Here is a 24,289-nt window from a genome sequence, read left to right as displayed (position 1 = left end):
CCGCCGTACGCCACGGCGTACTCCCGCACCGCACGGACCAGCACCACCGACGCCCACTGCCGCCAACCGGCAGGACCCAACCAGAAGGAGAAGCCCTCGTGGCTGAGATGTTCTACGACGACGACGCCGACCTGTCCCTGATCCAGGGCAAGAACGTGGCCGTCATCGGCTACGGCAGCCAGGGCCACGCCCACGCGCTGTCGCTCCGTGACTCCGGTGTCGACGTGCGCGTCGGCCTGCAGCCCGGCTCGAAGAGCCGCGAGAAGGCCGAGGCCGAGGGCCTGCGCGTCGTCACGCCGGCCGAGGCCGCGGAGGAGGCCGACGTCATCGTCATCCTCGCCCCCGATCAGCACCAGCGGAAGCTCTACTCCGAGGAGATCGCCCCGCACCTCGCCGAGGGCGACACCCTGGTCTTCGGCCACGGCTTCAACATCCGCTTCGGCTACATCACCCCGCCCGAGGGCGTCGACGTCTTCATGGTCGCGCCGAAGGGCCCGGGCCACCTGGTGCGTCGCGAGTACGTCGACGGCCGCGGCGTCCCCGTGCTCGTCGCCGTCGAGAAGGACGCCTCGGGCAAGGCCTGGGACCTCGCGCTGTCCTACGCCAAGGGCATCGGCGGCCTGCGTGCCGGCGGCATCAAGACCACCTTCACCGAGGAGACCGAGACCGACCTGTTCGGCGAGCAGGCCGTCCTGTGCGGTGGCGCCTCGCAGCTGGTGCAGTACGGCTTCGAGGTCCTCACCGAGGCCGGCTACCAGCCCGAGGTCGCCTACTTCGAGTGCCTCCACGAGCTGAAGCTGATCGTCGACCTCATGTACGAGGGCGGCATCGCCAAGCAGCGCTGGTCGGTCTCCGACACCGCGGAGTTCGGCGACTACGTCTCCGGCCCGCGCGTCATCGACGAGCGCGTCAAGCAGAACATGGTCGCCGTCCTCGAGGACGTGAAGAACGGCTCGTTCGCCGAGCGCTTCATCACCGACCAGGAGAACGGCTCGCCGGAGTTCAAGAAGTTCCGCGAGCAGGGCGAGCAGCACCCGATCGAGAAGACCGGTCGCGAGCTGCGCAAGCTCATGGCGTGGGTCAAGAGCCACGACTCGGACTACACCGAGGGCACCGCCACGCGCTGACGCACGGCAGCACCAGGAACAAACGCGGGCAGGCGACGCGTTCCGGTCTCATGCGCATCGAGATCTGGAGCGACGTCGTCTGCCCGTGGTGCTACGTGGGCAAGCGCCGTCTGGAGAAGGCCCTCGCGGGCTTCGAGCACCGCGACGCCGTCGAGGTCGTCTACCGCTCCTTCGAGCTGGACCCCTCTGCCCCCCGGCACGGCCACGAGTCGACGCTGAGCCAGCTGGCCAAGAAGTACGGCCAGTCCGAGGAGCAGATGCGCGCCGGCATGCAGTCCCTCATCGAGACCGCCGCCGGCGAGGGCCTGGACATGAAGCTCTTCGACAACGTCCACACCAACACCGTCGACGCCCACCGCCTGCTGCACCTCGCGCTCGAGACCGGCGGCCCAGCGCTGCAGCGCGAGCTCAAGGAGCAGCTGCTGGCGGCGTACTTCCTGCGCGCCGAGGACGTCGGCGACCACGACGTGCTGCGTGGCGCCGCCCGCACCGCCGGCCTCGCCGAGGCGGCAGGGGAGGAGCGCGTCGACGCGGTCCTCGCGAGCCAGGAGTACGCCGACGCGGTCGCCGCCGACGTCGCCCAGGCGCGTGCCTACGGCGCGACCGGCGTGCCGTTCTTCGTCGTCGACCAGCGCTACGGCGTCTCCGGCGCCCAGCCCACCGAGGTCTTCGAGCAGGTGCTCACCCAGGCCTGGGCCGACGCCAACCCGGTCCTCACGCCCGTCGGCGGCGACGCCGACGCCTGCGGCCCCGACGGCTGCGCCATCTGAGCTTCTCCACAGGCGGCCGGGGGTTGCCCGGGTAGTCCGTGACGTTCGGCAGGCGTTCCGGCTCCCAGGACCTGCGGAACGTCACGGACTACCGCTCCGGCGCGACCTGCCCCTACGCGGCCGTCTCGGCGACGGGCCACCGGTTACCGGAGCGGTGTGCAGACGTTCCTCCCGTACGCCGACTTCGACCGCTCCGCGCGGGTGCTGGACCAGAAGCGGCTCGGCAAGCAGCGGGTCGAGTGCATCCAGGTCGTCCGCGGGCTGACCTACCCGACGTACGGCTGGAAGAACCACCCCGCCGTGAAGATGTGGCGCGGCCACCTCGAGGCGCTGGGGCGCTACTCCTTCGCGTGCTGCGAGGCGTGGGTGGAGCTGGGGTACGGCGACACCTGCGCCGCCACCCTCGGCACGGACCTGGCCGCGGCCGGGGTCCGCGAGGTGCGCACCCAGGCCGAGCTCGCCGAGGCGGGTGCCCTCCCGCCGTGGCTCGGGGACGAGGCGCTGCACCGCAGCCACCAGTCGAACCTCGTGCGCAAGGACCCCGAGCTCTACGGCCCGCGGTTCCCCGGCGTGCCCGACGACCTCCCCTACGTCTGGCCGCCCGACCCCACCGCCGCGGCCTGACCGAGGTCGAGCACCCGGTCGACCCCCACGTCGTCGAGGAACCGCTGGTCGTGGCTGACCACGACCAGCGCCCCGCGGTAGGACGACAGCGCCGAGACCAGTGCGTCGTACGACGCCAGGTCGAGGTTGTTCGTCGGCTCGTCGAGCAGCAGCAGCTGCGGAGCCGGGTCGGCCAGCAGCAGCGCGGCCAGCGTCGCGCGGAACCGTTCGCCACCCGACAGCGCGCCGACGACGCGGTCGGCCGCCCGCCCGCGGAAGAGGAACCGCGCGAGCCGGGCCCGCACCTCGCCCGGCTCGTGCCCGGGCGCGCGGGCCGAGACGTTGACGACCACGCTGGCGTCCTCGTCGAGCAGGTCGAGCCGCTGGGGGAGCAGCGCGACGGGCACGTGCACCTGCGCGGCACCGGCCGCGGGCTCGGCGGCCCCGACGAGCGTGTGCAGCAGCGTGGTCTTGCCGATGCCGTTCGGGCCGACCACCGCGACCCGGTCCGGGCCACGCAGGTCGAGCTCGACCGCCGCGCCGGTGCGCAGCACCAGCCCGTCGGTGGTGAGCACCGCGCGACCGCGCGGGACGGCCGTGCCCGGCAGGTCCACGCGGATCTCGCGGTCCTCGCGCAGCCGCGACTCGGCCTCGCCGAGCCGCTCGCTCGCGGAGTCGAGCCGCTCCTCGTGCACCTTGCGGTACGCCGCCGCCGACCGCTCCGCCGCGTTGCGCTTCCGCCCCGCGACGATCGGCGGCAGGCTGCCCGACAGCTGGACGGCCCGGCCCTGCCGCCGGCGCTGCGCCAGGACCCGCTCCGCCTCGACCCGGTCCGCCTTCTGCCGCCGCAGGTCGGACCGCGCCGCGGTGACGGCCCGCTCGGCAGCCTCCTGCTCGGCGTCGACCTGCGCGACGTACGAGGTCCAGCCGCCGCCGTACCACCGCACCGAGCCGTCGCGGAGCTCGCCGATCCGGTCGACCCGCTCGAGCAGGTCGCGGTCGTGGCTGACCACCAGCAGCGTGCGGGACCAGCCGGCGACCAGGTCGTGCAGGGCGGCGCGGGCGTCGGCGTCGAGGTTGTTCGTCGGCTCGTCGAGCAGCAGGACGTCGGGCCGGCGCAGCAGCACCCGGGCCAGCCCGAGCCGCGTCACCTCGCCGCCGGACAGCTCGCCGAGCCGGCGGTCGAGCACGTCGGGCGGCAGGCCGAGCCTGGCCAGCTCGGCGACGGCACGGTCCTCGGCGTCCCAGTCGTCGCCGACGACGTCGTAGTGCGCCTGCTCGACCGAGCCGGCCTCGACCGCCCGGAGCGCGCGGCGCAGGTCGGCGAGGCCGAGCAGGTCGTCGACCGGGCGCTCGGGATCGGTGGTGAGGTCCTGCGGCAGGTAGCCGACCTCGCCGACGACCACGACGTGGCCCGCGGTGGGACGCAGCAGGCCGGCGACGACCTTCAGCAGCGTGGACTTCCCGGAGCCGTTGGCGCCGACCAGGCCGGAGCGGCCGGGTGGGACGAGCAGGTCGAGGCCGCGCAGCGCGGTGCTGCCGTCGGGCCAGCTGAGGTCGACGGAGGAGAGGGTGACGACGGACGAGGGCACGGTTGCTCCCGGGAGGTGTGGAGGGTGCGTCGCAGCGGCCGGGCGGCTCGGCAGCGGCGCGGGGTCACCTCAGAGGAACAACGGCGGTCCTGTCGTCGGGGATGGGACGCGGAGGACCATACGTCCGCGGCCGGCCCCGCCGCGACCGGTTTTTCGCCGGCGCTCGCTCAGGCCACCATCACCCGACCGGTACGCCGCCGGGAGACCCCGGCGGGCCGGTCCCGCACTACCGCCCACGCTGCCGCGAGCCGCCGGACCGCCTCCTCGAGCTCCTCGACCAGCCGCGTCCACGGGACCCGCACGAAGCGGTCGAGTCCGCCGGAGACCGCGAAGACCGGCCCGGGCGCGACGATCACGCCCTGCTGCTCGGCCTGGGCGGTGACGGCGGTGGCCAGCGGTCGCGGCAGCTCGCACCACACCGCCAGCCCGCCGCCGGGCAGCCGGAAGCGCCAGTCCGGCAGGTGCTCGACCAGCGCCGCGCCCAGCGCGTCGCGCTGCTCGCGCAGCCGCCTGACGTGGTCGGGCAGCACCGGGCCGTCGGCCAGCAGCCGGGCCAGCACCAGCTGCTCGAGCACCGGTGCACCGAGGTCCATCGCGACCCGGGCGTCGGTCAGCTCGGCCATCCGCTCGTGCGGCGCGCGGATCCAGCCCAGCCGCAGGCCGCCCCAGAAGCTCTTGCTCGCGCTGCCGATGGTGATCGTCCCCGGCGCGTGCGCCGCGAACGGCCGCGGCATCTCCTGCCCGTCGAGCGCGAGCGCCTGGTGTGCCTCGTCGACCACCGCGACCGTGCCCGCCCGGCGCAGGTGCGCGGCGTACTGCTCGCGCTGGGCGTCGCTCATCAGGTGCCCGGTCGGGTTCTGGAAGTCGGGGACGAGGTAGGCCAGCCCCGGCCGGGTCTGCCGCAGGACGGCCCCGACCGCGTCGAGGTCCCAGCCGTCGGGGTCGACCGGGGCCTCGACCAGCCGAGCGCCCGTGCGCCGCAGCGCCTGGGTGGCGTTGGGGTAGACCGGCGACTCGACCAGCACCCGCTGCCCGCGGCCGGCGAACGCCGCCGCGACGATGCCGGCCGCGCTCAGTGCACCCGGGGTGACCATGACCTGCGCCGGGTCGGTCGGCAGGCCCCGCGCGTCGTAGGTGGCCGCGATCGCCGCCTGGAGCCGCGGCAGGCCGGCGGGGAAGTAGCCGTGCCCGCCGAGGTAGGCCGGCAGGTCGGCCGCCGCGTCCGCGTACGCCGCTGCGAGGCCGGCCGGCGCGGTCGCTGCCGCACAGTTCAGGTCGATCGCGTCGTCGTCACCGGGCCGGGGGAGCAGTGCCCGGTCGTGGGACCGGGCGCGCCCGCCCGGGACGCGGGTGAAGGTGCCCGCGCCCTGGCGCGCCTCGGCGTACCCGCTCTCGCGCAACGCGGCGTACGCCCTCGTCACCGTGGTGCGGGAGACGCCCAGCGCATCCGTCAGCTCGCGCTCGCTCGGCAGGCGGGCGCCCAGCGGCACCCGGCCGTCGCCGATGAGGAGGGTGAGGGCGTCGGCCAGACCGGCGTAGGCCGGGGAGCGGCTGAAGCCGTCGACGAGCGAGGCGACGCGGAGGGCGCTGACGGACTGCTGCATGCAGGCCACCGTCGCACGATTGGCTATTGGTGACCAGTCCAATCGCGGCGCATCGTGGTCAGGTGACCGTTCTCGCCACCCGCCCCGTGCTCGCCGACCTCGGCCCGGTCGCCCAGCTCCGCGCCGGCCGGCTGCCGCGGCGGCTGGTGCAGCTGTACGTCGGGCTCGTGCTGTACGGCGTCTCGCTCGGCATGATGGTCCGCTCCGACCTCGGCCTGGCTCCCTGGGACGTGCTGCACTCCGGCCTGATCCGCTACCTGCCGATCACCCTCGGGCAGGCGGTCGTCCTGATGAGCTTCGTGGTGCTGCTGCTGTGGATCCCGCTGCGGGAGATGCCCGGCCTCGGCACGCTCAGCAACGCGATCGTGGTCGGCCTCGCCGCCGACGCCACCCTCTGGGCGCTCGACCGCCCCGACGCACTCGTCCTGCGGATCCTGCTGGTCGTCGGCGGGGTGGCCCTGTGCGGGTACGCCGGCGCGATGTACATCGGCTCCCAGCTCGGCCGCGGTCCCCGCGACGGGCTGATGACCGGCCTCTCCCGCCGCACCGGTCGCTCGATCCGCCTGGTCCGCACCGGCATCGAGGTCACCGTCGTGCTCGTCGGCCTCGCCCTCGGCGGCGTCCTCGGCCTCGGCACCGTGCTCTACGCCCTCGCCATCGGCCCGCTGACCCAGGCCTGGCTCCCCGGCTGGACCGTCGACCTCTCCGCGCGCGACTGACGCCGGACGTCCCACTTCCCTGTCTTCCTCCACGCTCTGCGGCCATTGCATCGGCCGCACAGCGTCAGCATCCCAAGTTGACTTGGGATGCTGGCCCCCGTCAGCGCTTGGTGGCGATCAGCGTCGAGGCGTCGGAGGCGACCATGACCTCGACGGCGGTGAACCGGTCGTCGGTGAGCCACTGCTCGCGCAGGGTGTCGACCCGGCCGTCGGCGACGGGGGGCCAGAGCTCGCAGGGGGTGAAGTCGTCGAGGACGACGATGCCGCCCGCCTCGACGAGGTCCGCGACGGCGTCGACGCCGACCTCGGTGGGCTCGCCGGAGTCGAGGAACAGCAGCGAGAAGGGGCCCTTGTCGAGCAGGGTCGACCAGTCGGCGGAGAGCACCTCGACCTGCGGGTCGTCGGCGAAGATCTCGGCGGCCGCGCCGGCCAGCCGGGCGTCCAGCTCGGCCGTCACGATGCGGGTGTCGCCGTCGCGCACGCCGGACCGCAGCCACGCGGTGCCGACGCCGCAACCGGTGCCGAACTCCGCCATCGTGCCGCCGCGGGTCGCGGCCAGGGTGGCGAGCAGCCGACCGGTCTCGTTGCGGCAGAACGAGACGTAGCCCGAGCGCCGCGAGACCGCGAACGCACGGGACACCACGTCGGGCAGGTCGGGCGGCGCGCTCATGCGGGGGAGTCTCCCATCCCGGGACAGGTGTCTCGGATGACGGACGGTTCCGGGAAACCCGTGGTGCAACCGCCCCGAGGCGGCGTAGCGTCGCCCCATCATGCGGAGCGTCTTCGTACTCATCGAGCGCCGCGGCGAGGCCCAGCAGTAACCACTGCACCGTGAGGCCCCTCTCGCCGCGGTGGTCGGCGTTTGCTCCCGGGCCTCACCCCTCGCTCCTCCCGGAGCAGCTCCCGCAGGGGGCCGCTTCCCGGAGAGCAGCACGACCCGAAGACGCCACCGCGGCGGATCAGCCTCAGCACGTGCGCGATCCGCATCCCTGCCGGTCTCCTCGGCCCGCGCGACCCGCGGGCCGACCGCTCCTCCGCGGCGGCGTCTCCCGGGCAGTCACCCCCAGACACCCCCAGCCGCCCGAGACGACAGCCACACCTGAGCCGACAGGAGATCCAGCGATGTACGACATGTATCCCGAGTGGGGCCCCGCGAGCCACAACCCGGAGAACCCCCGCAGCCACGAGGCGGTCCAGCGCTCTCTCGACCTGCGGGACAACGGCGGCCAGCGCCCCGACGACAACTAACGTCCGGCCCCATGACCACCCACACCACCAGCCCCACCAGCGGCACGGTCCGGCTCGCCGTCATCCCCGGCGACGGCATCGGCCCGGAGGTGACCGCCGAGGCCCTCAAGGTCCTCGAGGTCGCCTCGCCCGACGGCGTGAAGTTCGAGCAGACCAGCTACGACCTCGGCGCCGAGCGGTACCTCGCGACCGGCGAGGTGCTGCCCGACTCGGTGCTGGCGGAGGTCCGCGACCACGACGCGATCCTGCTCGGCGCGGTGGGTGGCAAGCCGAACGACCCGAACCTGCCCCCGGGCATCCTCGAGCGCGGCCTGCTGCTGCGCCTGCGCTTCGAGCTCGACCACTACGTCAACCTGCGCCCCTCGCGGATCTTCCCGGGCAGCGTCTCGCCGCTCTCGGACGCCGTGACCGGTCGCGGCGACGTGGACTTCGTGGTCGTGCGCGAGGGCACCGAGGGCCCCTACACCGGCAACGGCGGCGCGCTGCGCGTCGGCACGCCGCACGAGGTGGCCACAGAGGTGTCGGTCAACACGGCGTACGGCGTGGAGCGGGTCGTCCGCGACGCGTTTGCGCGCGCCGAGCGCCGGCCCCGCAAGAAGCTCACCCTGGTCCACAAGACCAACGTGCTGGTCAACGCCGGCTCGGTCTGGTGGCGGCTGTTCGAGCAGGTGGCGGCCGAGCACCCGGACGTGACCACCGACTACATGCACATCGACGCGGCGATGATCCACCTGACCACCGACCCGCAGCGCTTCGACGTGATCGTCACCGACAACCTCTTCGGCGACATCGTCACCGACCTCGCCGCCGCCATCACCGGCGGCATCGGGCTCGCGGCGTCCGGCAACGTCAACCCCGACCGGACCGCGCCCAGCATGTTCGAGCCGGTCCACGGCTCGGCCCCCGACATCGCCGGCCAGCAGAAGGCCGACCCGACGGCGGCGATCCTGTCCGCGTCGCTGCTGCTGGACCACCTCGGCCACCCCGGCGCCGCGAAGGTCATCGAGGACGCCGTCGTCGCCGACCTCGCCGAGCGCGACCCGGGCACCTCGCGCACCACCGCGCAGGTCGGTGACGCGGTCGCCGCGCGAGTAGCCGGCTGACCGTCCGGCCCCGAGCGCGACGAGCTCGAGCCGGCGGACGCGACGTACCCGACCCGGCCCCGCCGGCCCGAGCTCCCCGAGGACTACCGTGACCCCCATGCAGATCCGCACGACCCGCAACGAGAACCCCGTCGCCGAAGACCGGCTCGCCGAGATCCTCGCCGACCCCGGCTTCGGCAACCACTTCACCGACCACATGTTCACGGTGGAGTGGACCCCCGAGGCGGGGTGGCACGACGCGCGGATCGAGCCCTACGGCCCGCTCAGCCTCGACCCCGCGACGGCGGTGCTGCACTACGCGCAGGAGACCTTCGAGGGGATGAAGGCCTACCGTCACGCCGACGGCTCCATCTGGTCCTTCCGGCCCGAGGAGAACGCCAAGCGGATGGTGCGCTCCAGCCACCGCCTGGCGCTGCCGGTGCTCGAGGTCGACGACTTCATCGCTGCCGTCGACGAGCTGGTCCGGGTCGACCAACGCTGGGTGCCGACGACGACCGAGCCGGGCACGGGGGAGAAGAGCCTCTACGTGCGGCCGTTCATGTTCGCCTCGGAGAAGTTCCTCGGCGTCCGCCCGTCCCAGCACGTCACGTTCATGGTGATCGCCAGCCCGGCCGGCTCCTACTTCAAGGGCGGCGTCAAGCCGGTCACGCTGTGGCTGACCGAGGAGTACACCCGCGCCGGCCGCGGCGGCATGGGCGCGGCCAAGACCGGCGGCAACTACGCGAGCTCGCTGGTCGCCCAGCAGCAGGCGATCGCGCAGGGGTGCGACCAGGTCGTCTTCCTCGACAGCCAGGAGGGGCGGTACGTCGAGGAGCTGGGCGGCATGAACATGTACTTCGTCTACGACGACGGCCGCATCGTCACCCCCGCGACCGGCACGATCCTCGAGGGCATCACCCGGGCCAGCATCATCGAGCTGGCCGGCAAGCTCGGCCACCAGGTCGAGGAGCGCCGCTTCTCGATCGACGAGTGGCGCGAGGGCGTCACCAGCGGCGCGATCCGCGAGATCTTCGCCTGCGGGACCGCCGCGGTCGTGACGCCGGTCGGCGGCCTGAAGTGGGAGGGTGGCGAGGTGCCCGCCCCGGCGGAGACCGAGCTGACGATGAAGGTGCGCCAGGCGCTGGTCGACGTGCAGTTCGGCCGGGCCGAGGACACCTTCGGTTGGCTGCACCGCATCGTCTGACCGGACTCCTGGCCGGCACCGAACGGTCCTCCGGGACCGGTGTCGCAGGACCGCGGGTCAGGTTACCCTTGCCTAAGTAGGTCGCGCGCCGGGCGCGACCGAGACGGGTGAGGGAGGCCGCGCGTGAGCGCCGTACTCGACCCCCCGACGCCGTCCGCGACCCCGGCGCCGTCCGGATCGGCCTCGGCCGAGCCCCGGACGACCGGCGCCGCCCGCGGTCTGCTCGCCGTCGTGCTCCTGCTGGTCGGCCTCGCGCTGGTCTCGCTGGCCAGCCTGGCGTGGGGTGCCCGCGACGTCGCGCCGTCGGCGGTGTGGGACGCGCTGCTCGCGCCCGTGCCCGGCGACAACGACCACCTCGTCGTGCGCGACCTGCGCGTGCCGCGCACGCTCATCGGCCTGGTCGGCGGTGCGGCACTCGGCGCGGCCGGCGCGCTCATGCAGGGCGTGACCCGCAACCCGATCGCCGACCCCGGCCTGCTCGGCATCAACTCCGGCGCCTCGCTCGCGGTCATCGTCGCCATCGCGGGCCTCGGCGTCAGCTCGACCTCCGGCTACCTCTGGTTCGCCTTCGCCGGCGCCGCGGTCGCCGCCGTCGTCGTGTACGGCGCGGCGTCGCTCGGGTGGGAGGGCGTCACGCCGGTCAAGCTCGCCCTGGTCGGCGCGGCCCTGACCGCCACCTGCACGTCCGTCATCACCGTCGTGCTGCTGACCGACACCCGCACGTTGGGGGAGTACCGCTTCTGGCAGGTCGGCTCCCTGGCCAACCGCCCGCTCGACGTGCTCACCGCCGTCCTGCCCTTCGTCCTGGTCGGCCTGGCGCTGGCGCTGGCCGCCGGCCGCGTGCTCAACGCGCTCGCGCTCGGCGACGACGTGGCGCGCGGCCTGGGCCAGGACGTCGTCCGCGGCCGGTTGCTCGTCGTCACCGCTGTCGTGCTGCTGTGCGGCTCGGCGGTCTCGCTGGTCGGCCCGATCGCCTTCGTCGGCCTGGTCGTCCCGCACGTCGCTCGCGCGATCGTGGGCCCGGACTACCGCTGGATCGTGCTGCTCTCGATGCTGCTCGGCCCGGTGCTGCTGCTGGCCGCCGACGTCGTCGGTCGACTGGTCGTGCGGCCCTCGGAGCTCGAGGCCGGGCTCGTCGTCGCGGTCATCGGCGCGCCGGTGCTCATCGGCCTGGTCCGCCGGTCCCGGGCGGTCGCCGCGTGAGCGCCCCGGTGCTGGCGCCGGCGGCCGCCGAACGCGCGGAGCGCGAGGAGCGCCACGAGGTCGCGAGCCGCGGGCTGCGCACGACCCGTCGGCGGCGGTTGCGGCGCCGGCTCGTCGTCACCGTCGTCCTGGTCGCCCTCGCGGTGGTGCTGTCGGTGACCGCGCTGATGCTCGGCGACTTCAAGCTGTCGGCGGCCGAGGTGCTCCGCACGCTGGCCGGGCGGGGCGAGGGCGCGGCGGACTTCATCGTCATGGAGCTGCGGTTGCCGCGGCTGGTGCTCGGCGTCCTGGTCGGCACGGCGTTCGGGCTGGCTGGAGCGCTGTTCCAGTCGGTGCTGCGCAACCCGCTGGCCAGCCCCGACGTCATCGGCATCTCGCAGGGGGCCAGCGCCGGCGCCGTCGTGGCGTTGCTGGCCGTCGGCGCCACCAGCGGCTTCGTCGTACCCCTCTCCGCGCTCGCCGGGGGCGGCGCCGTCGGCCTGTTGCTGTACGCCGTGGCGTGGCGGGGCGGGATGACCGGTCACCGCTTCGTGCTGGCCGGGATCGGCGTCGCCTATGTCTGCACGAGCATCATCGGCTACCTGCTGACGCGCAGCGACGTGAAGGAGGCGCAGCTCGCCCTCCTGTGGATGACCGGCAGCCTCGGGCAGGCCGACTGGTCGCTGGTGCGCACGCTCGCGGTCGCGATGGTCGTGCTCGTGCCGCTGGTGGCGGTGGTCGCGCGTGGGCTCTCGCTGCTGCTGCTCGGCGACGAGCAGGCCGGCAGCCTCGGCCTGCGCCCGGAGGTCACCCGCGCGGCGGTGGTCGCCCTCGGCGTCGCGCTGGCGTGCGTGGCGACGGCCTCGGCCGGACCGGTCGCCTTCGTCGCCTTCACCGCCGCCCCCGTGGCCCGCCGGCTGCTCGGCGACGGCACCCTCGCGCTCGTGCAGGCGGCGCTCGTGGGCGTCGTTCTCGTCGTGGGCGCCGACATCGTGGCCCAGCACCTGCTGCCGGCCGACCTCACCGTCCCCGTCGGCGTCGTCACCGGCGCGATCGGTGGCCCCTACCTGATCTGGCTCATGGCCAGCGGACGCGCCCGGACCGCCTGATGGCACCGACCCGAGGAGAACCCGTGAGCATCGTCGTCGACCGCCCGAGCCCGGCCGGCGCCGCCGACCCGGCCGACCCGTCAGCCCACCTCCCGGCGGACGCGCTGCAGCACCACGACCCGGTCAGCCTGGTCGCGCGCGGCGTCACGCTCGCCTACGACCAGCGCACGGTCGTCCACGGCGTCGACCTCGCGATCCCGGCGGGCGCGGTGACGGTCATCGTGGGCGCCAACGGCTGCGGCAAGTCCACGCTGCTCCGCGGTCTGGGCCGGATCCTCAAGCCGACGGGCGGCTCGGTCGAGCTCGGCGGCCGCGACGTGCAGCGGATGCGCCCGCGCGAGGTCGCGGCCCTGCTCGGCCTGCTGCCGCAGCAGCCGGTCGCTCCCGAGGGGATCACGGTCGCCGACCTGGTCGGCCGCGGCCGGCACCCGCACCAGGGTGCGTTCCGCCGCTGGAGCGCGGCCGACGCGGACGCGGTCGCCACGGCGCTCGCGCTCACCGACACCCACGAGCTGGCCGGCCGTCGCGTCGAGGAGCTCTCCGGCGGCCAGCGCCAGCGGGTCTGGGTCGCCATGATGCTCGCGCAGGACCCGAGCATCATGCTGCTCGACGAGCCCACGACGTACCTCGACATCGCGCACCAGGTCGACGTCCTCGACCTCCTCGCCGAGCTCAACGAGGAGCGGGGCACGACGGTCGTGATGGTGCTCCACGAGCTCAACCTCGCGGCGCGGTACGCCGACCACCTGGTCGTCATGTGCGAGGGACGGGTGCTGCGGGAGGGTGCCCCGGCCGACGTGCTCGACGCCGCGTGCGTCCGGGAGGCCTTCGGCCTGGAGGCCCAGGTCGTGCCGGACCCGGTCACCGGCTCGCCGCTCGTCGTGCCCGTGGGCAGGCGCGGGCGCACCCTCGCCGATCCCGTGTAAGGTGAGCCTCACCTAAATTCGTTCGACCGGGCTCGGCCGGTCCCGCACCACGAGGAGTGGACGTGACGTCCCTTCGTCCCCTGACCCGGCGCCGCCGGGCCCGCCTGGCGCTCCCGCTCGGCGCCCTCCTGCTCGCACTGCCGCTGGCGGCCTGCGGCTCGGAGTCCGACTCCGACGACGAGGCGACCGACGGCGGCAGCCCCGCCGCCGAGTCGTTCGAGCCGGTCACCATCACCCACGCGTTCGGCGAGACCGAGATCAGCGAGCAGCCCGAGCGGGTCGCGACCTGGGGCTGGGGCAGCGGCGACGCCGTCCTGGCGCTCGGCGTGGTGCCGGTGGCGATGCCGGCGTACTCTTACGGCGCCGACGAGGACCGGCGGATGCCGTGGCAGTCCGAGGCGCTCGCAGAGCTCGACGGCGAGGAGCCGACCCTGCTCAGCGAGACCGCCGAGCCGCCTATCGAGGAGATCGCCGCCGCGGCTCCCGACCTGATCCTGGCGAACTACTCCGGCATCACCGAGGCCGACTACGAGAAGCTCTCGAAGATCGCCCCGACCGTCGCCTACCCCGAGGAGCCGTGGGCCACCCCGTGGCGCGACGTGATCACCACCGTCGGCGAGGCGCTGGGCCAGGCCGAGGAGGCCGAGCAGGTGCTCGAGGACATCGACGCCGAGGTCGCCGCCGCGGCCGAGGAGCACCCCGAGTTCGAGGGCAAGACCATCGCGGCCGTCGCGATCGACCCGCAGGCGTTCTACGTCTACCGCGGCGCGGACCCGCGCGTGGAGTTCCTCGAGGACCTCGGCTTCACCCTCGCCCCGAGCGTCGGTGAGCTCGACACCGAGGAGACGTCGTTCTACTACACGATCTCCACCGAGGAGGCCGACAAGCTGACCTCCGACGTGCTGGTCTCCTACGCGCCCGACGAGGAGGCCGCCGCCGCGGTGGCCGAGAGCGCGGGCGCGAAGGCCATGTCGCAGTTCCAGGACGGCGCCGTCGCGGAGGTGACCGGCGCGTCGCTCGTCGCCGCCGTCGGCCCGCCGACCGCGCTGTCTCTGACCTGGGGCCTCGAGGACTTCGTCGCGGCGCTCGTCCCGGCAGTCGAGAAGGCCGACGCGCAGGGCTGAGCCACCTCCTGCTCCACCACGTCGACCGCGTCCGGTGCTCCGGGCGCGGTCGATGCCTTCCCGGGCCTGCTGCGAAGTAGATTGCGCTGGTGACGACGCAGCAGGCCGTGGTGGGTGACTACACCCTCCTCACCAAGATCGGCGAGGGCGGCATGGGCGTCGTCCACCTCGCCCGCGGCCCGCAGGGCGACCGCGTCGCGCTCAAGGTGCTGCGCCCGCACATCGTCGGCGACGACGAGGCCCGGCAGCGGCTGGCACGCGAGGTCAGCTCGCTCTCGCGGGTGCGGTCCCGCTGGGTCGCCGAGATCGTCGACGCCGACCCGTGGGCGGTCGTGCCGTTCGTCGCCACGCGCTACGTCCCCGGGCTGTCGCTCCACGACCACGTCGTCGAGGAGGGCCCGGTCACCGGCGCCGACCTCGTGTGGTTCGCCGCCTCGCTGGCCGAGGGCCTGGCCTCGGTGCACGCCGCCGGGGTGCTCCACCGCGACGTCAAGCCCTCGAACGTGCTGATGGAGGGCCGCACGCCGATCCTCATCGACTTCGGGCTCGCCCGCGTCGCCGACGACCCCAAGCTCACCCACACCGGCTGGCTGCTCGGCACGCCCGGCTACCTCGCGCCCGAGATCCTGTACGGCGACGACGCCACGACCGCCTCTGACGTCCACTCCTGGGCGGCGACGGTCGCGTACGCCGGCACCGGCCGTCCGCCGTTCGGCCGCGGCCCGTCGATGGCCGTGATGGACCGCGTGCGGCGCGGCGAGCACGACGTCTCCGGGCTGCCGGACGACCTCGCCGCGGTCGTCGAGGCCGCGCTCGACCCCGAGCCCGAGCGACGGCCCACGCTCGACCAGCTGCTCGCGTGGCTGCGCCCACAGGTCGGCCGCGGCCGCCGCGTGCCGCCGCCGCTGCCCGAGCCGGAGCCGGCGCTCGAGCCGGTCCTGGAGCCGATGGTCGAGACGCTGCCGGTGATGCTCGACCGGCCCGACGCCGACAGCACCCACACGCGTCCGTTCGAGACGCTCGTCGACCACGACGCCCGCGTCGCCGGGGACGAGCCGACCGTGCACGACTGGGACGTCGCGGAGTACGTCGTCCCGCGACCCTCTTTCGGGGAGCGGCTGCGTCGCGGCACGCTGCTCGTCGGCGGCGCGCTGGCCGTCGGCGCCGGCTTCGCGGCGTACCCCTGGGTGGCGACGGTCCTCACCCTCCTCCTCGTCTGGCTGCTGCGCAGCGGCTCGCTGGCCGCCAGCCGGGCCGGCGACCGGCGCCGGCTGCGCGGACGCAAGTGGTACGACGGCGTGCAGGTGCTCCTCGGCGCGCCCTGGGACCTCGTCCGCTCGGTCCCGGGCACGATCGTGCTCCTCCTGTGGAGCCTCGGGCTGGCCGTCGCGGGCGCGCTGCTCTGCTACGCCGTCGCGGCGTCGGTGCCGGCCACCCTGTTCGTGTGCGGCACGCTGCTGGCCGCCGCGCTCTGGCTCGGCCCCGGCGGCTCCCGCGTCCGCGGCCCGGTGTCGCGGGTCGTCGACCCCGCCGCCCGCGGCGTCCGTGGCTGGGTCGGCGCCCTGGTGCTCGTCGCGGTCCTCGGCTGCGGGCTCGGTGCTCTCGTGCAGGCCTCCGGCACCTCCTGGGCGCCCGACGACGGCCGGCCGTTCGAGGGCGTCTCGCTGCCGGACGGCGGGATGCTCGGCAGCCGCTGAGGCGGAGGGCCCGCGGCCCGGGTGCTGAGATGACCGTCCCGGTCAGCGGACGGGCGTGGCACGATGGCCTCGTGCAGCACCCCCGGATCATCATTCCCTAGCGCGTCGAGCCCCTCGACGCGCCGACCTCTCGCACCCCGAGAGGTTTTTTTGTGCCCGCACACCAGCAGCACCAGCCCAGCAGCCCCGCAGGAAGAGACAGACCGATGGACCTCCACGGCTCGTTCCACGTCTACGACACGACGCTGCGCGACGGCGCCCAGCAGGAGGGGCTCAACCTCTCCGTCGCCGACAAGCTGTCGATCGCGCACCAGCTCGACGAGCTCGGGGTGGGCTACATCGAGGGCGGCTGGCCGGGCGCGAACCCCAAGGACACCGAGTTCTTCCGCCGCGCCGCCCACGAGCTCGACCTCAAGCACGCCCGGCTCGCAGCGTTCGGCGCCACCCGGCGGCCGGGGGTGAAGGCGGCCGACGACCCGCTGGTCGCCGCGCTGCGCGACAGCGGCGCCGGTGTGGTGACGCTGGTGGCCAAGTCGCACGACCGGCACGTCGAGCTGGCGCTGCGGACCACGCTGGAGGAGAACCTCGCGATGGTCCGCGACACCGTGAGCCACCTGCGCGCCGAGGGGCAGCAGGTGTTCCTCGACGCGGAGCACTTCTTCGACGGCTACCGCGCGAACCGTGCCTATGCGCTCGAGGTGCTGCGGACGGCGTACGACGCGGGCGCCGAGGTCGTCGCGCTGTGCGACACCAACGGCGGGATGCTGCCGACCTGGGTCTCCGACGTGGTCCACGACGTCGTCGAGACGACCGGCGTGCGGGTCGGCATCCACTGCCACAACGACACCGGCTGCGCGGTCGCCAACACGATCGCGGCGGTCGAGGCCGGCGCGACGCACGTGCAGGGGTGCATCAACGGCTACGGCGAGCGCACCGGCAACGCCGACCTGGTCACCGTCGTCGCCAACCTCGAGCTCAAGCTGGACCGGCAGGTGCTGCCGCCCGGCCTGCTGCGGGACGCCACCCGGATCGCGCACGCGATCGCCGAGGTCACCAACGTGCCACCCGCGTCGCGCCAGCCGTACGTCGGCACGTCGGCGTTCGCCCACAAGGCCGGCCTGCACGCCAGCGCGATCAAGGTCGACCCGAACCTCTACCAGCACATGGACCCCGTCGGGGTCGGCAACGACATGCGGCTGCTGGTCTCCGACATGGCCGGCCGCGCGTCGATCGAGCTCAAGGGGCGCGAGCTCGGCTTCGACCTCGACGCCGGCACGCCCGAGGGCAAGGACCTGATCACGCGGATCACCGACCGGGTCAAGGTGCTGGAGTCGCGCGGCTACACCTTCGAGGCGGCCGACGCGTCCTTCGAGCTGCTGCTCCTCGAGGAGGTCGAGGGCGCGCGCCCGTCCTACTTCGAGGTCGAGTCGTGGCGGGTGATCACCGACTCCAAGCCGACCGAGGAGGCGCTGTCGGAGGCGACGGTCAAGCTGCGCGCCGAGGGTGTGCGGTACGTCGTCACCGGCGAGGGCAACGGCCCGGTCAACGCGCTCGACCAGGCGCTGCGCGCCGCGATCGGGCAGGCGTTCCCGGAGGTCGCCAAGTTCGAGCTGATCGACTACAAGGTGCGCATCCTCGACCAGGGCCACGGCACCGACGCCATCACCCGGGTCCTCATCGAGACCTCCGACGGCGAGTCGTCGTGGGTGACGGTCGGCGTCGGCGCGAACGTCATCGAGGCGTCGTGGGGCGCGCTGGTCGACGGGCTGACGTTCGGCCTCAGGCGTCAGGGGGTCTGACCACCCGGCGGGCCAGGTCCTCCCAGCCGGCGAGGACGCGGTCGACCGGGAAGCCCTCGACCCGCACCTGCTGCTCGAGCACCGGCACCTCGAGCGGCGCGAGCAGCGCGGTGGCGAGCACCGGCAGGTCGCCGCGCACGTCGAGCTCGCCGAGCAGGTACCGCACGTGCATCGCGGTGAACGACCACGCGGCGTACGACCTCGAGCCGGCGCGGCCCGCGGCCCGGATGAGCTCGGCGTGCCGCAGCGTGGTCTCCAGGCGCGAGCGGCCGAAGGCGAGCAGCCGCTCCATCGGGTCGGCGCCGGGGCCGAGCGGGGGAGGGCCGGAGATGACCGCGGCCTGCCAGACCGTCTCCGAGCGGTCCAGCAGCGCGGCCATCAGCCCCTCGCGGGACTCGAACCGGCGGAAGACCGTGCCCTTGCCGACCCCGGCCCGCGCGGCCACCGCCTCCATCGTCACGTGGTCCACCCCGCAGACATCGACCAGCTCGTCCGCAGCGACGAGCAGCGCCTCCCGGTTGCGGGCGGCGTCGCGGCGCTCGGTCGGCGGGCCGCCGAGGAGCGGCAGCAGATCGGGGCCGGACAGGGGGCCGGACAGGGGGTCGGACAGGGGGTCGGACATGGTGCCCGCCACTGTAGGGACCGGATCGCCGGAGCGGGCCGGGAATAGAACCGGACCGTGGTCCGTTTAGGCTCGTGTTCGTCCGAACCCGACCTCAGGAGAGCCACATGTCCCAGACCCGCGTCGCCGTGCTCGTCGGCAGCCTCCGCGCCGACTCGCTCAACCGCAAGATCGCCGAGCTGCTCGCCGCCGAGGCGCCCGAGGGCGTCGTCCTCGACATCGTCGACGGCCTGGAGCACCTGCCGTTCTACAACGAGGACGTCGACGGCGAGACCGCCCCCGAGGCCGCCACCCACGTCCGCCGCCAGGTCGCCGCCGCCGACCGCGTGCTCGTCGTGACCCCGGAGTACAACGGCACGATGCCGGCCGTCCTCAACAACGCCATCGACTGGCTCTCCCGCCCGTACGGCGCCGGCGCGCTGGTCGCCAAGCCGTTCGCCGTCGTCGGCACGACGCCCACGCCGTACGGCGGCCGCTGGGCCCACGCCGACGCCAACCGCTCCGCGAACGTCGCCGGCGCGGTCGTGCTCGAGGACCTCACCGTCTCCCAGCCGGGCATCGAGGTCGACGTCCTCAACGACGACGAGGTGCTCGGCAAGCTGCGCGGCGCGCTCGAGGCACTGGTGGCCTACGAGGCCGCCCCCTCGACCGCCGCCTGACGTACTAGCGTCGGCCGCATGGCCGACCTCCACGACCTGACCGCCCTCGAGCAGGGGGCCCTCGTCCGGCGTGGGGAGGTCTCGAGCCGAGAGCTGGTGGACCACTACCTCGAGCGCGCCGAGCGTCTGGACGACGTCGGCGCGTTCGTCACGCTCACCCCGGAGCAGGCGCGGTCGCGCTCGGACTCGGCCGCTTCGGCCGTCGGGCCGCTCTCCGGCGTCCCGACGGCGATCAAGGACCTCAACCTCACCGAGGGCGTGCGGACGACGTTCGGCTCGGCGGCGTACGACGACTTCGTGCCGGACGTCTCCGACGGCGTCGTGCGGTCGCTGGAGGCGGCGGGGCTGGTGAGCCTGGGCAAGACGAGCACGCCGGAGTTCGGCTCGCCCTGCTACACCGAGCCCGAGGGCCGGCCCGCCGCCGTGACCCCGTGGGACCGGTCGCGCATGGCGGGCGGGTCCTCCGGTGGCGCGGCCGCGGCGGTCGCCGCCGGGCTGGTGCCGCTCGCGCAGGGCTCCGACGGCGGCGGGTCGATCCGGATCCCTGCGTCCTGCTGCGGGCTGGTGGGGCTCAAGCCGACGCGGGGGCGGATCTCGGGCGCACCGATGTACGGCGACCCCATCGGCCTGGCCACCGCCGGGCCGATCGCCCGGACGGTCCGCGACGCCGCGGCGATGCTCGACGTGCTGGCCGGCCGCCGCCCGGGCGACCCGTCGTGGGCGCCGGAGCCGACCGGGACGTTCCTCGCCGCTTGCGACCGGCCGCCGGGGCGGCTGCGGGTGGCGCGGTTCGTCGAGCCGGTCATCGCCGACACGTCGGTGCACCCGGAGGTGGCGCAGGCGTGGGAGGACGCGTCGCGGCTGCTCGAGTCGCTCGGGCACGAGGTCGAGGACGTCGCGGTGCCGCTGCCGCGCGAGGCGGTGCCCGTCTTCGAGACCTGCTGGGCCGTGCTGACCGCGATGTCGGCGGCGCCGGAGGGTCGCGAGCACCAGCTGCGGCCGCTCACCCGCTGGCTGTCCGAGCGGGGGCACGCCGTCACCGGGCCCGAGCTGGGCCTTGCGATCGGGGCGATGCGGCGGTTCGCCGCGCAGGCGTTGGAGTCCCTGGCGGCGTACGACCTGGTGCTGACGCCGACCGTCGCCGCTCCGCCGCTGCCGGTCGGCGCGATCCGCGACGACGCCGATCCGGAGGGGGACTTCGAGGCGCAGAAGCGGTTCACGCCGTGGACGTCGGCCTGGAACGTCACCGGGATGCCAGCGGTGTCGCTCCCGCTGCACTGGACGCCCGAGGGGCTGCCGGTCGGCGTGATGCTCGCGGCGCGGCCGGCCGGGGAGGAGCTGCTGCTGTCCGTCGCCGCGCAGGTCGAGGAGGCGACGCCGTGGGCGCACCGCAGGCCGCCCGGGTGGTGAGCGTCGCGCACACGGCGCAGCTCGACCCGGCCGACCTGGCCGAGGCGCGGGCGCTGATGGACGTCGCCTTCGGGCCGTCCGGCGGGTTCACGGACACCGACTGGTCGCACGCGCTGGGCGGCATGCACGCGCTGGTCCGCGTCGACGGGGTGCTCGTCGCGCACGGGTCGCTGGTGCAGCGGCGACTGCTGGTCGAGCCGGGGGAGCAGTCGGGCTCGGGCGCCCGCTCGCTGCGCTGCGGGTACGTCGAGGCCGTCGCCACCCACCCCGACCACCGACGTCGGGGCCACGCGGCCGCGGTGATGGCCGCGCTGGAGGCGTTCGCGCCGGCGTACGACGTCCTCGCGCTGTCAGCCTCGGACGACGGCGTCCCGCTGTACGCCGCCCGCGGCTGGGTGCCGTGGCGCGGGCCGACCTCGGTGCTGGGGCCGACGGGTCCGCGGCGGACCCCGGACGACGACGGCGCGGTCTTCGTGCTGCTCGGAGCGCCGGCGCTGGACCTCGATGCACCGATCGCGTGCGACTGGCGCGACGGGGACGTCTGGTGACCGCGCCGCCGGCCGCCTGCGTCAGATGGTGACGGCGATCTTGCCGCGGGTGCGGCCGTCCTCGTTGGCGCGGTGGGCGTCGCCGACCTGCTCGAGCGGGTACGTCGCTGCGAGGTCGACCTTCAGCCTGCCGTCCTCGGCGAGCGCGCGGAGCTCGTCGAGGTGGGCGCGCTCGGGTCGGACGAACACGTACCGCCCGCCGAGCCCCAGCACCGTGTCCGCGTCGACGACCGACGCGACCCGAGCGGTGTCGTGCACCTGGTCGGGTGCGTCCTCGAGCGCGTCGCCGCCGATGAGGTCGACGACGGCATCGACCTTCGCGCTAAGCTGCTCGCTGACCGGACCCTGCGTGTAGTCGATCGGCTCGTCGACGCCGAGCCCGCGCAGGAAGTCGTGCTTGTCGGCTCGCGCCGTGCCGACGACCACCGCGCCGCGCGCCTTGGCGATCTGCACCGCGAACTGGCCGACACCGCCGGCGGCTGCGTGCACGAGCACCCGCTCGCCCTCGTCGACCTGGAGCGCCTCGACGACCAGCTGGTACGCCGTCAGGCCGGCCAGCGGGATCGCCGCGGCCTCCTCGAACGACAGGTTCGCGGGTTTGCGGGTCACCGTGCGCTCGGGGGCCGGCACGAGCTCCGCGGACGTGCCGAAGCACAGGTCGTCGCGGCGGACGTAGCCGTACACCTCGTCGCCCGGCCGCAGCCCCGTCCGCACCGCCGGCCCGACCGCCTCGACCACGCCGGCGACGTCCCAGCCGGGGATGATCGGCAGGTGGTGCGGGTAGGCGCCCTGCAGGTAGCCCTCGCGCACCTTCCAGTCCACCGGGTTCACGCTCGTCGCGCGCGCCCGGACCAGCACCGTGTCCGGCCCCACCGGCGGGTCGTCGACCTCCCGCACCTCGATCACGTCGGCCCCACCGAACCGGTCGTACACCGCTGCTCGCACGTCGTCCCTCTCTCGCGCCGTCCAGGTCCTCCGCCCGGTGCCCGCCCACCCCCGGGTCCCATGCACCCGCGCCGGCCCCAGGTCGAGCAGCGAGCCCTGGGGAGCGTCGGCGAGGACGAGACCCCCTCCGCTGGTTGAGCGGGCGGGCGCCGGCGAGCCGTGGCGAAACCCCCTCCTGCTGGTTGAGCAGGCGAGCGCCGGCGAGCCGTGTCGAAACCCCTCCTGCTGGTTGAGCAGGCGAGCGCCGGCGAGCCGTGTCGAAACCCCTCCTGCTGGTTGAGCAGGCGAGCGCCAGCGAGCCGTGTCGAAACCCTTCCTGCTGGTTGAGCAGGTGAGCGCCAGCGAGCCGTGTCGAAACCCTTCCTGCTGGTTGAGCAGGTGAGCGCCAGCGAGCCGTGTCGAAACCCGGTGGGGTGCGCAGGGCGTCGGGTTGGTCATCCGGCCGGCGGGTGGAGCGTTGTCAGGGAGGTCGTAGAAAGAGGTCGTTGCGCGCCGTCGTGGTCGAGATGCTTCGGCGCGGCTGCTTCCCGGCTCACGGCCCGCGGGGGTCCACCGTTGTGGTGGTGGTGAAGCAGGGGTCGGCGGGTGGTTGCGGCCGTGGGTCTCTCACGGGGTCTCGTCATCGGTCGGCGCTGGGGCGCCTCCCTGCTCGACCAGCGGTGTCGCGGTCTAAGTCCGCATGTGGAAGGTGACCTGGTTGTCGGGGTGGATGGTGGTCTCGAACCTGGGGTCGTGGATGCGGGCGTGGTGCCTCGGGCAGAGCAGGCGTGCGTTCTTCATGTCGGTCTTGCCGCCGTGGAGCCAGCTGTCGTCGTGGTGGGCGTGGCAGAGGTGGGCCGGCCAGTCGCACCCGACTGCGGTGCAGACCCGTTGGGTGATCGCGAGCCCGCGGCGTTGTGCCCCGGAGAACAGTCGGGCGGTCCGGCCAAGGTCCAGGAGCTCGGAGGAGCTGCCGAGGACGGCGGGGATGAGTCCGGCCTCGCACGCCATGCGTCGAGCCAGTGAGGCCGAGATCGGTTGTCCGTCCTCGAGCGTCGCGCGGCCGGTGTCGCTCTTGAGGCTGGTGTAGTCGATCAGCACCACGATGGAGGCATTGAGCCCGCCGAGCTGGGGGAGCTTGTCGGCCGGGAGGCGTCCGATGAGCTCGCAGAACGCGTCGCCCATCCGTTCCGGTGACGGGCGCCGTTCGACGACCTCCGGTGCGTCCTCGTCGGCCTTCTTGCTGGCTTGGTGCTTTGGGGGCGGCGAACGCGAGCAGCGCCTTCTTGAGCATCTCGCCGTGCAGGGTGGGGATGGAGAACTTGCCCCGGTAGCTGCCCTTCCCGTCCGGGCACATCGTGAGCCAGGCGGTGGCGCGTGCTTCGCGCTCTTCGCGTTCCAAGGCTCGGGCGTCGCGTTCTTCGCCGATCTCGGGTGCGACGACGGTGAGCACGTGCTTAGCCAGGATCGCCAGCGCCTTGGGGTCGAGGTCGAGTGCCTCGTTCAGGAGGTGCTTCTCGGCGCGCTCGGGGATGGTCGGGTCGGGCAGGTCGTCCGGGAGCCGGTCGACGCACTCGGTGATCACCTTCGCGTGGTCGACGCTGATCGCGCCCTCGGCGAGCGCAGCCGCGGTGGGTGCGTGGCGGTCGAGGGACTCCGCCAGCCGCATCCGGCGCTTGGCTGCGGGTCGGTCCTGCCGGGTCTCGTGGCCCCACCAGGACGCCGTGTCGGTCGCGCCGGTCTTGTCCCCGACCGCTCGGCGGTCGGCTTCTGCTGCGAGCTTGAGCTCGAGGGCCTCGACCTGCGCCCGCAGACGGGTGACCTCCAGGAGCGTCTCGGTGACCTCGGCGTCAGACATCTTCCACAGCTGCTCACCGCAGGTGGAGGTGGTCTTCTTCCGGGACTTCGCGACCGCGCGGCACACCGGGTGCGCGCTGTGTCGGGAGTCCTCGGCCATGGGTCCACTCAAGCAGCGACCACCGACAGTGCGGCCGTCGTTTCCCCAGGTCAGACCAGCATTCGGACACTGATCTGAGCAGCTTCTCGGCGGATTTCGAGACGGGCCTGCCGGCCCTCCTCAACCAGCCGAGAACAGCAGCCGAGGCGGTGACCCGGCAGCCGGCGACGGCGCGGAACCCACGGCGTACCTCCTCCAGCTGCGTCCACCGCGACCGCCCACGGCCCCCAGGCCGGGGGTTCGGCTGCCGGGGTCTCGTCGACGCTCGCTGCTCGACCAGCGACGAAGGTCAGTCGCCGAGGCCGCGAGCGTGGAGGGCGTCGCCGGTCTCGTGGGCGCGGGCGACGACGCGGACGACGAAGGGGGTGAGGTAGGCGCGGGGG

21 protein-coding genes and 1 pseudogene are annotated in these 24,289 nt (G+C 73.9%); 16 read left to right on the top strand and 6 right to left on the bottom strand.

Annotation, left to right across the window (positions count from 1 at the left end; all coding sequences use genetic code 11):
• Positions 1-98 precede the first annotated feature (98 nt).
• From ilvC to G6553_RS03860, 3 genes are all read left to right on the top strand, one after another.
• Positions 99-1,127, top strand: coding sequence for a ketol-acid reductoisomerase (gene ilvC, locus G6553_RS03870; RefSeq protein WP_347565470.1), 1,029 nt, complete (start codon positions 99-101; stop codon positions 1,125-1,127).
• 50 nt (positions 1,128-1,177) lie between these two features.
• Positions 1,178-1,897, top strand: coding sequence for a DsbA family oxidoreductase (locus tag G6553_RS03865; RefSeq protein WP_166189347.1), 720 nt, complete (start codon positions 1,178-1,180; stop codon positions 1,895-1,897).
• A 156-nt stretch (positions 1,898-2,053) separates the two neighbouring features.
• Complete coding sequence (locus G6553_RS03860; protein WP_166189345.1) at positions 2,054-2,521, top strand: MSMEG_6728 family protein; 468 nt, start codon at positions 2,054-2,056, stop codon at positions 2,519-2,521.
• Here the strand turns inward: G6553_RS03860 and G6553_RS03855 are convergent.
• Both G6553_RS03855 and G6553_RS03850 read right to left on the bottom strand, forming a co-directional pair.
• A complete protein-coding gene (locus tag G6553_RS03855) occupies positions 2,485-4,092 on the bottom strand; it encodes an ABC-F family ATP-binding cassette domain-containing protein (protein WP_166189343.1) in 1,608 nt (535 codons plus the stop codon). The genes G6553_RS03860 and G6553_RS03855 overlap by 37 nt on opposite strands.
• Before the next feature lie 167 nt (positions 4,093-4,259).
• Complete coding sequence (locus G6553_RS03850) at positions 4,260-5,696, bottom strand: PLP-dependent aminotransferase family protein (protein WP_166189342.1); 1,437 nt, start codon at positions 5,694-5,696, stop codon at positions 4,260-4,262.
• A gap of 62 nt (positions 5,697-5,758) precedes the next feature.
• Here G6553_RS03850 and G6553_RS03845 point away from each other — a divergent pair, with 62 nt between their 5' ends.
• Positions 5,759-6,415, top strand: coding sequence for a hypothetical protein (locus G6553_RS03845; protein ID WP_166189340.1), 657 nt, complete (start codon positions 5,759-5,761; stop codon positions 6,413-6,415).
• 100 nt (positions 6,416-6,515) lie between these two features.
• Here the strand turns inward: G6553_RS03845 and G6553_RS03840 are convergent, their stop codons facing one another.
• Positions 6,516-7,085 (bottom strand): class I SAM-dependent methyltransferase, encoded by a 570-nt coding sequence (locus G6553_RS03840; RefSeq protein WP_166189338.1) that lies wholly within the window; start codon positions 7,083-7,085, stop codon positions 6,516-6,518.
• Positions 7,086-7,537: 452 nt separating this feature from the next.
• Here G6553_RS03840 and G6553_RS21560 point away from each other — a divergent pair, with 452 nt between their 5' ends.
• The 9 genes from G6553_RS21560 (at position 7,538) to cimA (ending at position 17,786) form a co-directional block, all read left to right on the top strand.
• Positions 7,538-7,663 (top strand): hypothetical protein, encoded by a 126-nt coding sequence (locus tag G6553_RS21560; protein ID WP_257866254.1) that lies wholly within the window; start codon positions 7,538-7,540, stop codon positions 7,661-7,663.
• Between the two features lie 11 nt (positions 7,664-7,674).
• On the top strand, positions 7,675-8,766 hold the full coding sequence (locus G6553_RS03835; protein ID WP_166189336.1) for a 3-isopropylmalate dehydrogenase: 1,092 nt from the start codon (positions 7,675-7,677) through the stop codon (positions 8,764-8,766).
• Positions 8,767-8,863: 97 nt separating this feature from the next.
• Entirely contained in the window at positions 8,864-9,949 is a 1,086-nt protein-coding gene (locus G6553_RS03830; protein ID WP_166189335.1) for a branched-chain amino acid aminotransferase, read from the top strand.
• 123 nt (positions 9,950-10,072) lie between these two features.
• Positions 10,073-11,152, top strand: coding sequence for an iron ABC transporter permease (locus tag G6553_RS03825; protein ID WP_166189333.1), 1,080 nt, complete (start codon positions 10,073-10,075; stop codon positions 11,150-11,152).
• Positions 11,149-12,240, top strand: a complete 1,092-nt coding sequence (locus G6553_RS03820; RefSeq protein WP_207619330.1) for an iron ABC transporter permease — start codon at positions 11,149-11,151, stop codon at positions 12,238-12,240. The genes G6553_RS03825 and G6553_RS03820 overlap by 4 nt, the downstream gene beginning before the upstream one ends.
• Positions 12,241-12,263: 23 nt before the next feature.
• Positions 12,264-13,166, top strand: coding sequence for an ABC transporter ATP-binding protein (locus G6553_RS03815; protein WP_347565469.1), 903 nt, complete (start codon positions 12,264-12,266; stop codon positions 13,164-13,166).
• Between the two features lie 62 nt (positions 13,167-13,228).
• Positions 13,229-14,290, top strand: coding sequence for an iron-siderophore ABC transporter substrate-binding protein (locus G6553_RS03810; protein WP_207619329.1), 1,062 nt, complete (start codon positions 13,229-13,231; stop codon positions 14,288-14,290).
• Between the two features lie 89 nt (positions 14,291-14,379).
• On the top strand, positions 14,380-15,987 hold the full coding sequence (locus G6553_RS03805) for a serine/threonine-protein kinase (RefSeq protein WP_166189329.1): 1,608 nt from the start codon (positions 14,380-14,382) through the stop codon (positions 15,985-15,987).
• A 206-nt stretch (positions 15,988-16,193) separates the two neighbouring features.
• Positions 16,194-17,786: a citramalate synthase gene (gene cimA, locus G6553_RS03800; RefSeq protein ID WP_166189327.1), complete on the top strand. Its 1,593-nt coding sequence runs from the start codon at positions 16,194-16,196 to the stop codon at positions 17,784-17,786.
• Here the strand turns inward: cimA and G6553_RS03795 are convergent.
• Positions 17,767-18,408, bottom strand: a complete 642-nt coding sequence (locus tag G6553_RS03795) for a TetR/AcrR family transcriptional regulator (protein WP_166189325.1) — start codon at positions 18,406-18,408, stop codon at positions 17,767-17,769. The two genes, cimA and G6553_RS03795, sit on opposite strands and share 20 nt — an antisense overlap.
• 107 nt (positions 18,409-18,515) lie before the next feature.
• Between G6553_RS03795 and G6553_RS03790 the strand changes: the two genes are divergently transcribed.
• The 3 genes from G6553_RS03790 to G6553_RS03780 are packed head-to-tail and all read left to right on the top strand — an operon-like array spanning position 18,516 to position 21,025.
• Positions 18,516-19,067, top strand: a complete 552-nt coding sequence (locus G6553_RS03790; protein ID WP_166189323.1) for an NAD(P)H-dependent oxidoreductase — start codon at positions 18,516-18,518, stop codon at positions 19,065-19,067.
• 18 nt (positions 19,068-19,085) lie between these two features.
• Entirely contained in the window at positions 19,086-20,477 is a 1,392-nt protein-coding gene (locus G6553_RS03785) for an amidase (protein ID WP_166189321.1), read from the top strand.
• Positions 20,447-21,025: a GNAT family N-acetyltransferase gene (locus tag G6553_RS03780; RefSeq protein ID WP_347565468.1), complete on the top strand. Its 579-nt coding sequence runs from the start codon at positions 20,447-20,449 to the stop codon at positions 21,023-21,025. Before G6553_RS03785 ends, G6553_RS03780 begins: the two co-directional genes overlap by 31 nt.
• 21 nt (positions 21,026-21,046) lie before the next feature.
• Here the strand turns inward: G6553_RS03780 and G6553_RS03775 are convergent, their stop codons facing one another.
• Positions 21,047-21,970 (bottom strand): NADP-dependent oxidoreductase, encoded by a 924-nt coding sequence (locus G6553_RS03775; protein ID WP_166189319.1) that lies wholly within the window; start codon positions 21,968-21,970, stop codon positions 21,047-21,049.
• Between the two features lie 669 nt (positions 21,971-22,639).
• Positions 22,640-23,807: pseudogene (locus tag G6553_RS22005) on the bottom strand (DUF222 domain-containing protein).
• Between the last annotated feature and the right edge of the window lie 482 nt (positions 23,808-24,289).

Source organism: Nocardioides sp. IC4_145, from assembly GCF_011250565.1.
In the GTDB taxonomy this organism is placed as follows: Bacteria; Actinomycetota; Actinomycetes; order Propionibacteriales; family Nocardioidaceae; genus Nocardioides.
The sequence above is the reverse complement of the archived record's forward strand: the minus strand, read 5'-3'. Positions and strand labels throughout refer to the sequence as shown.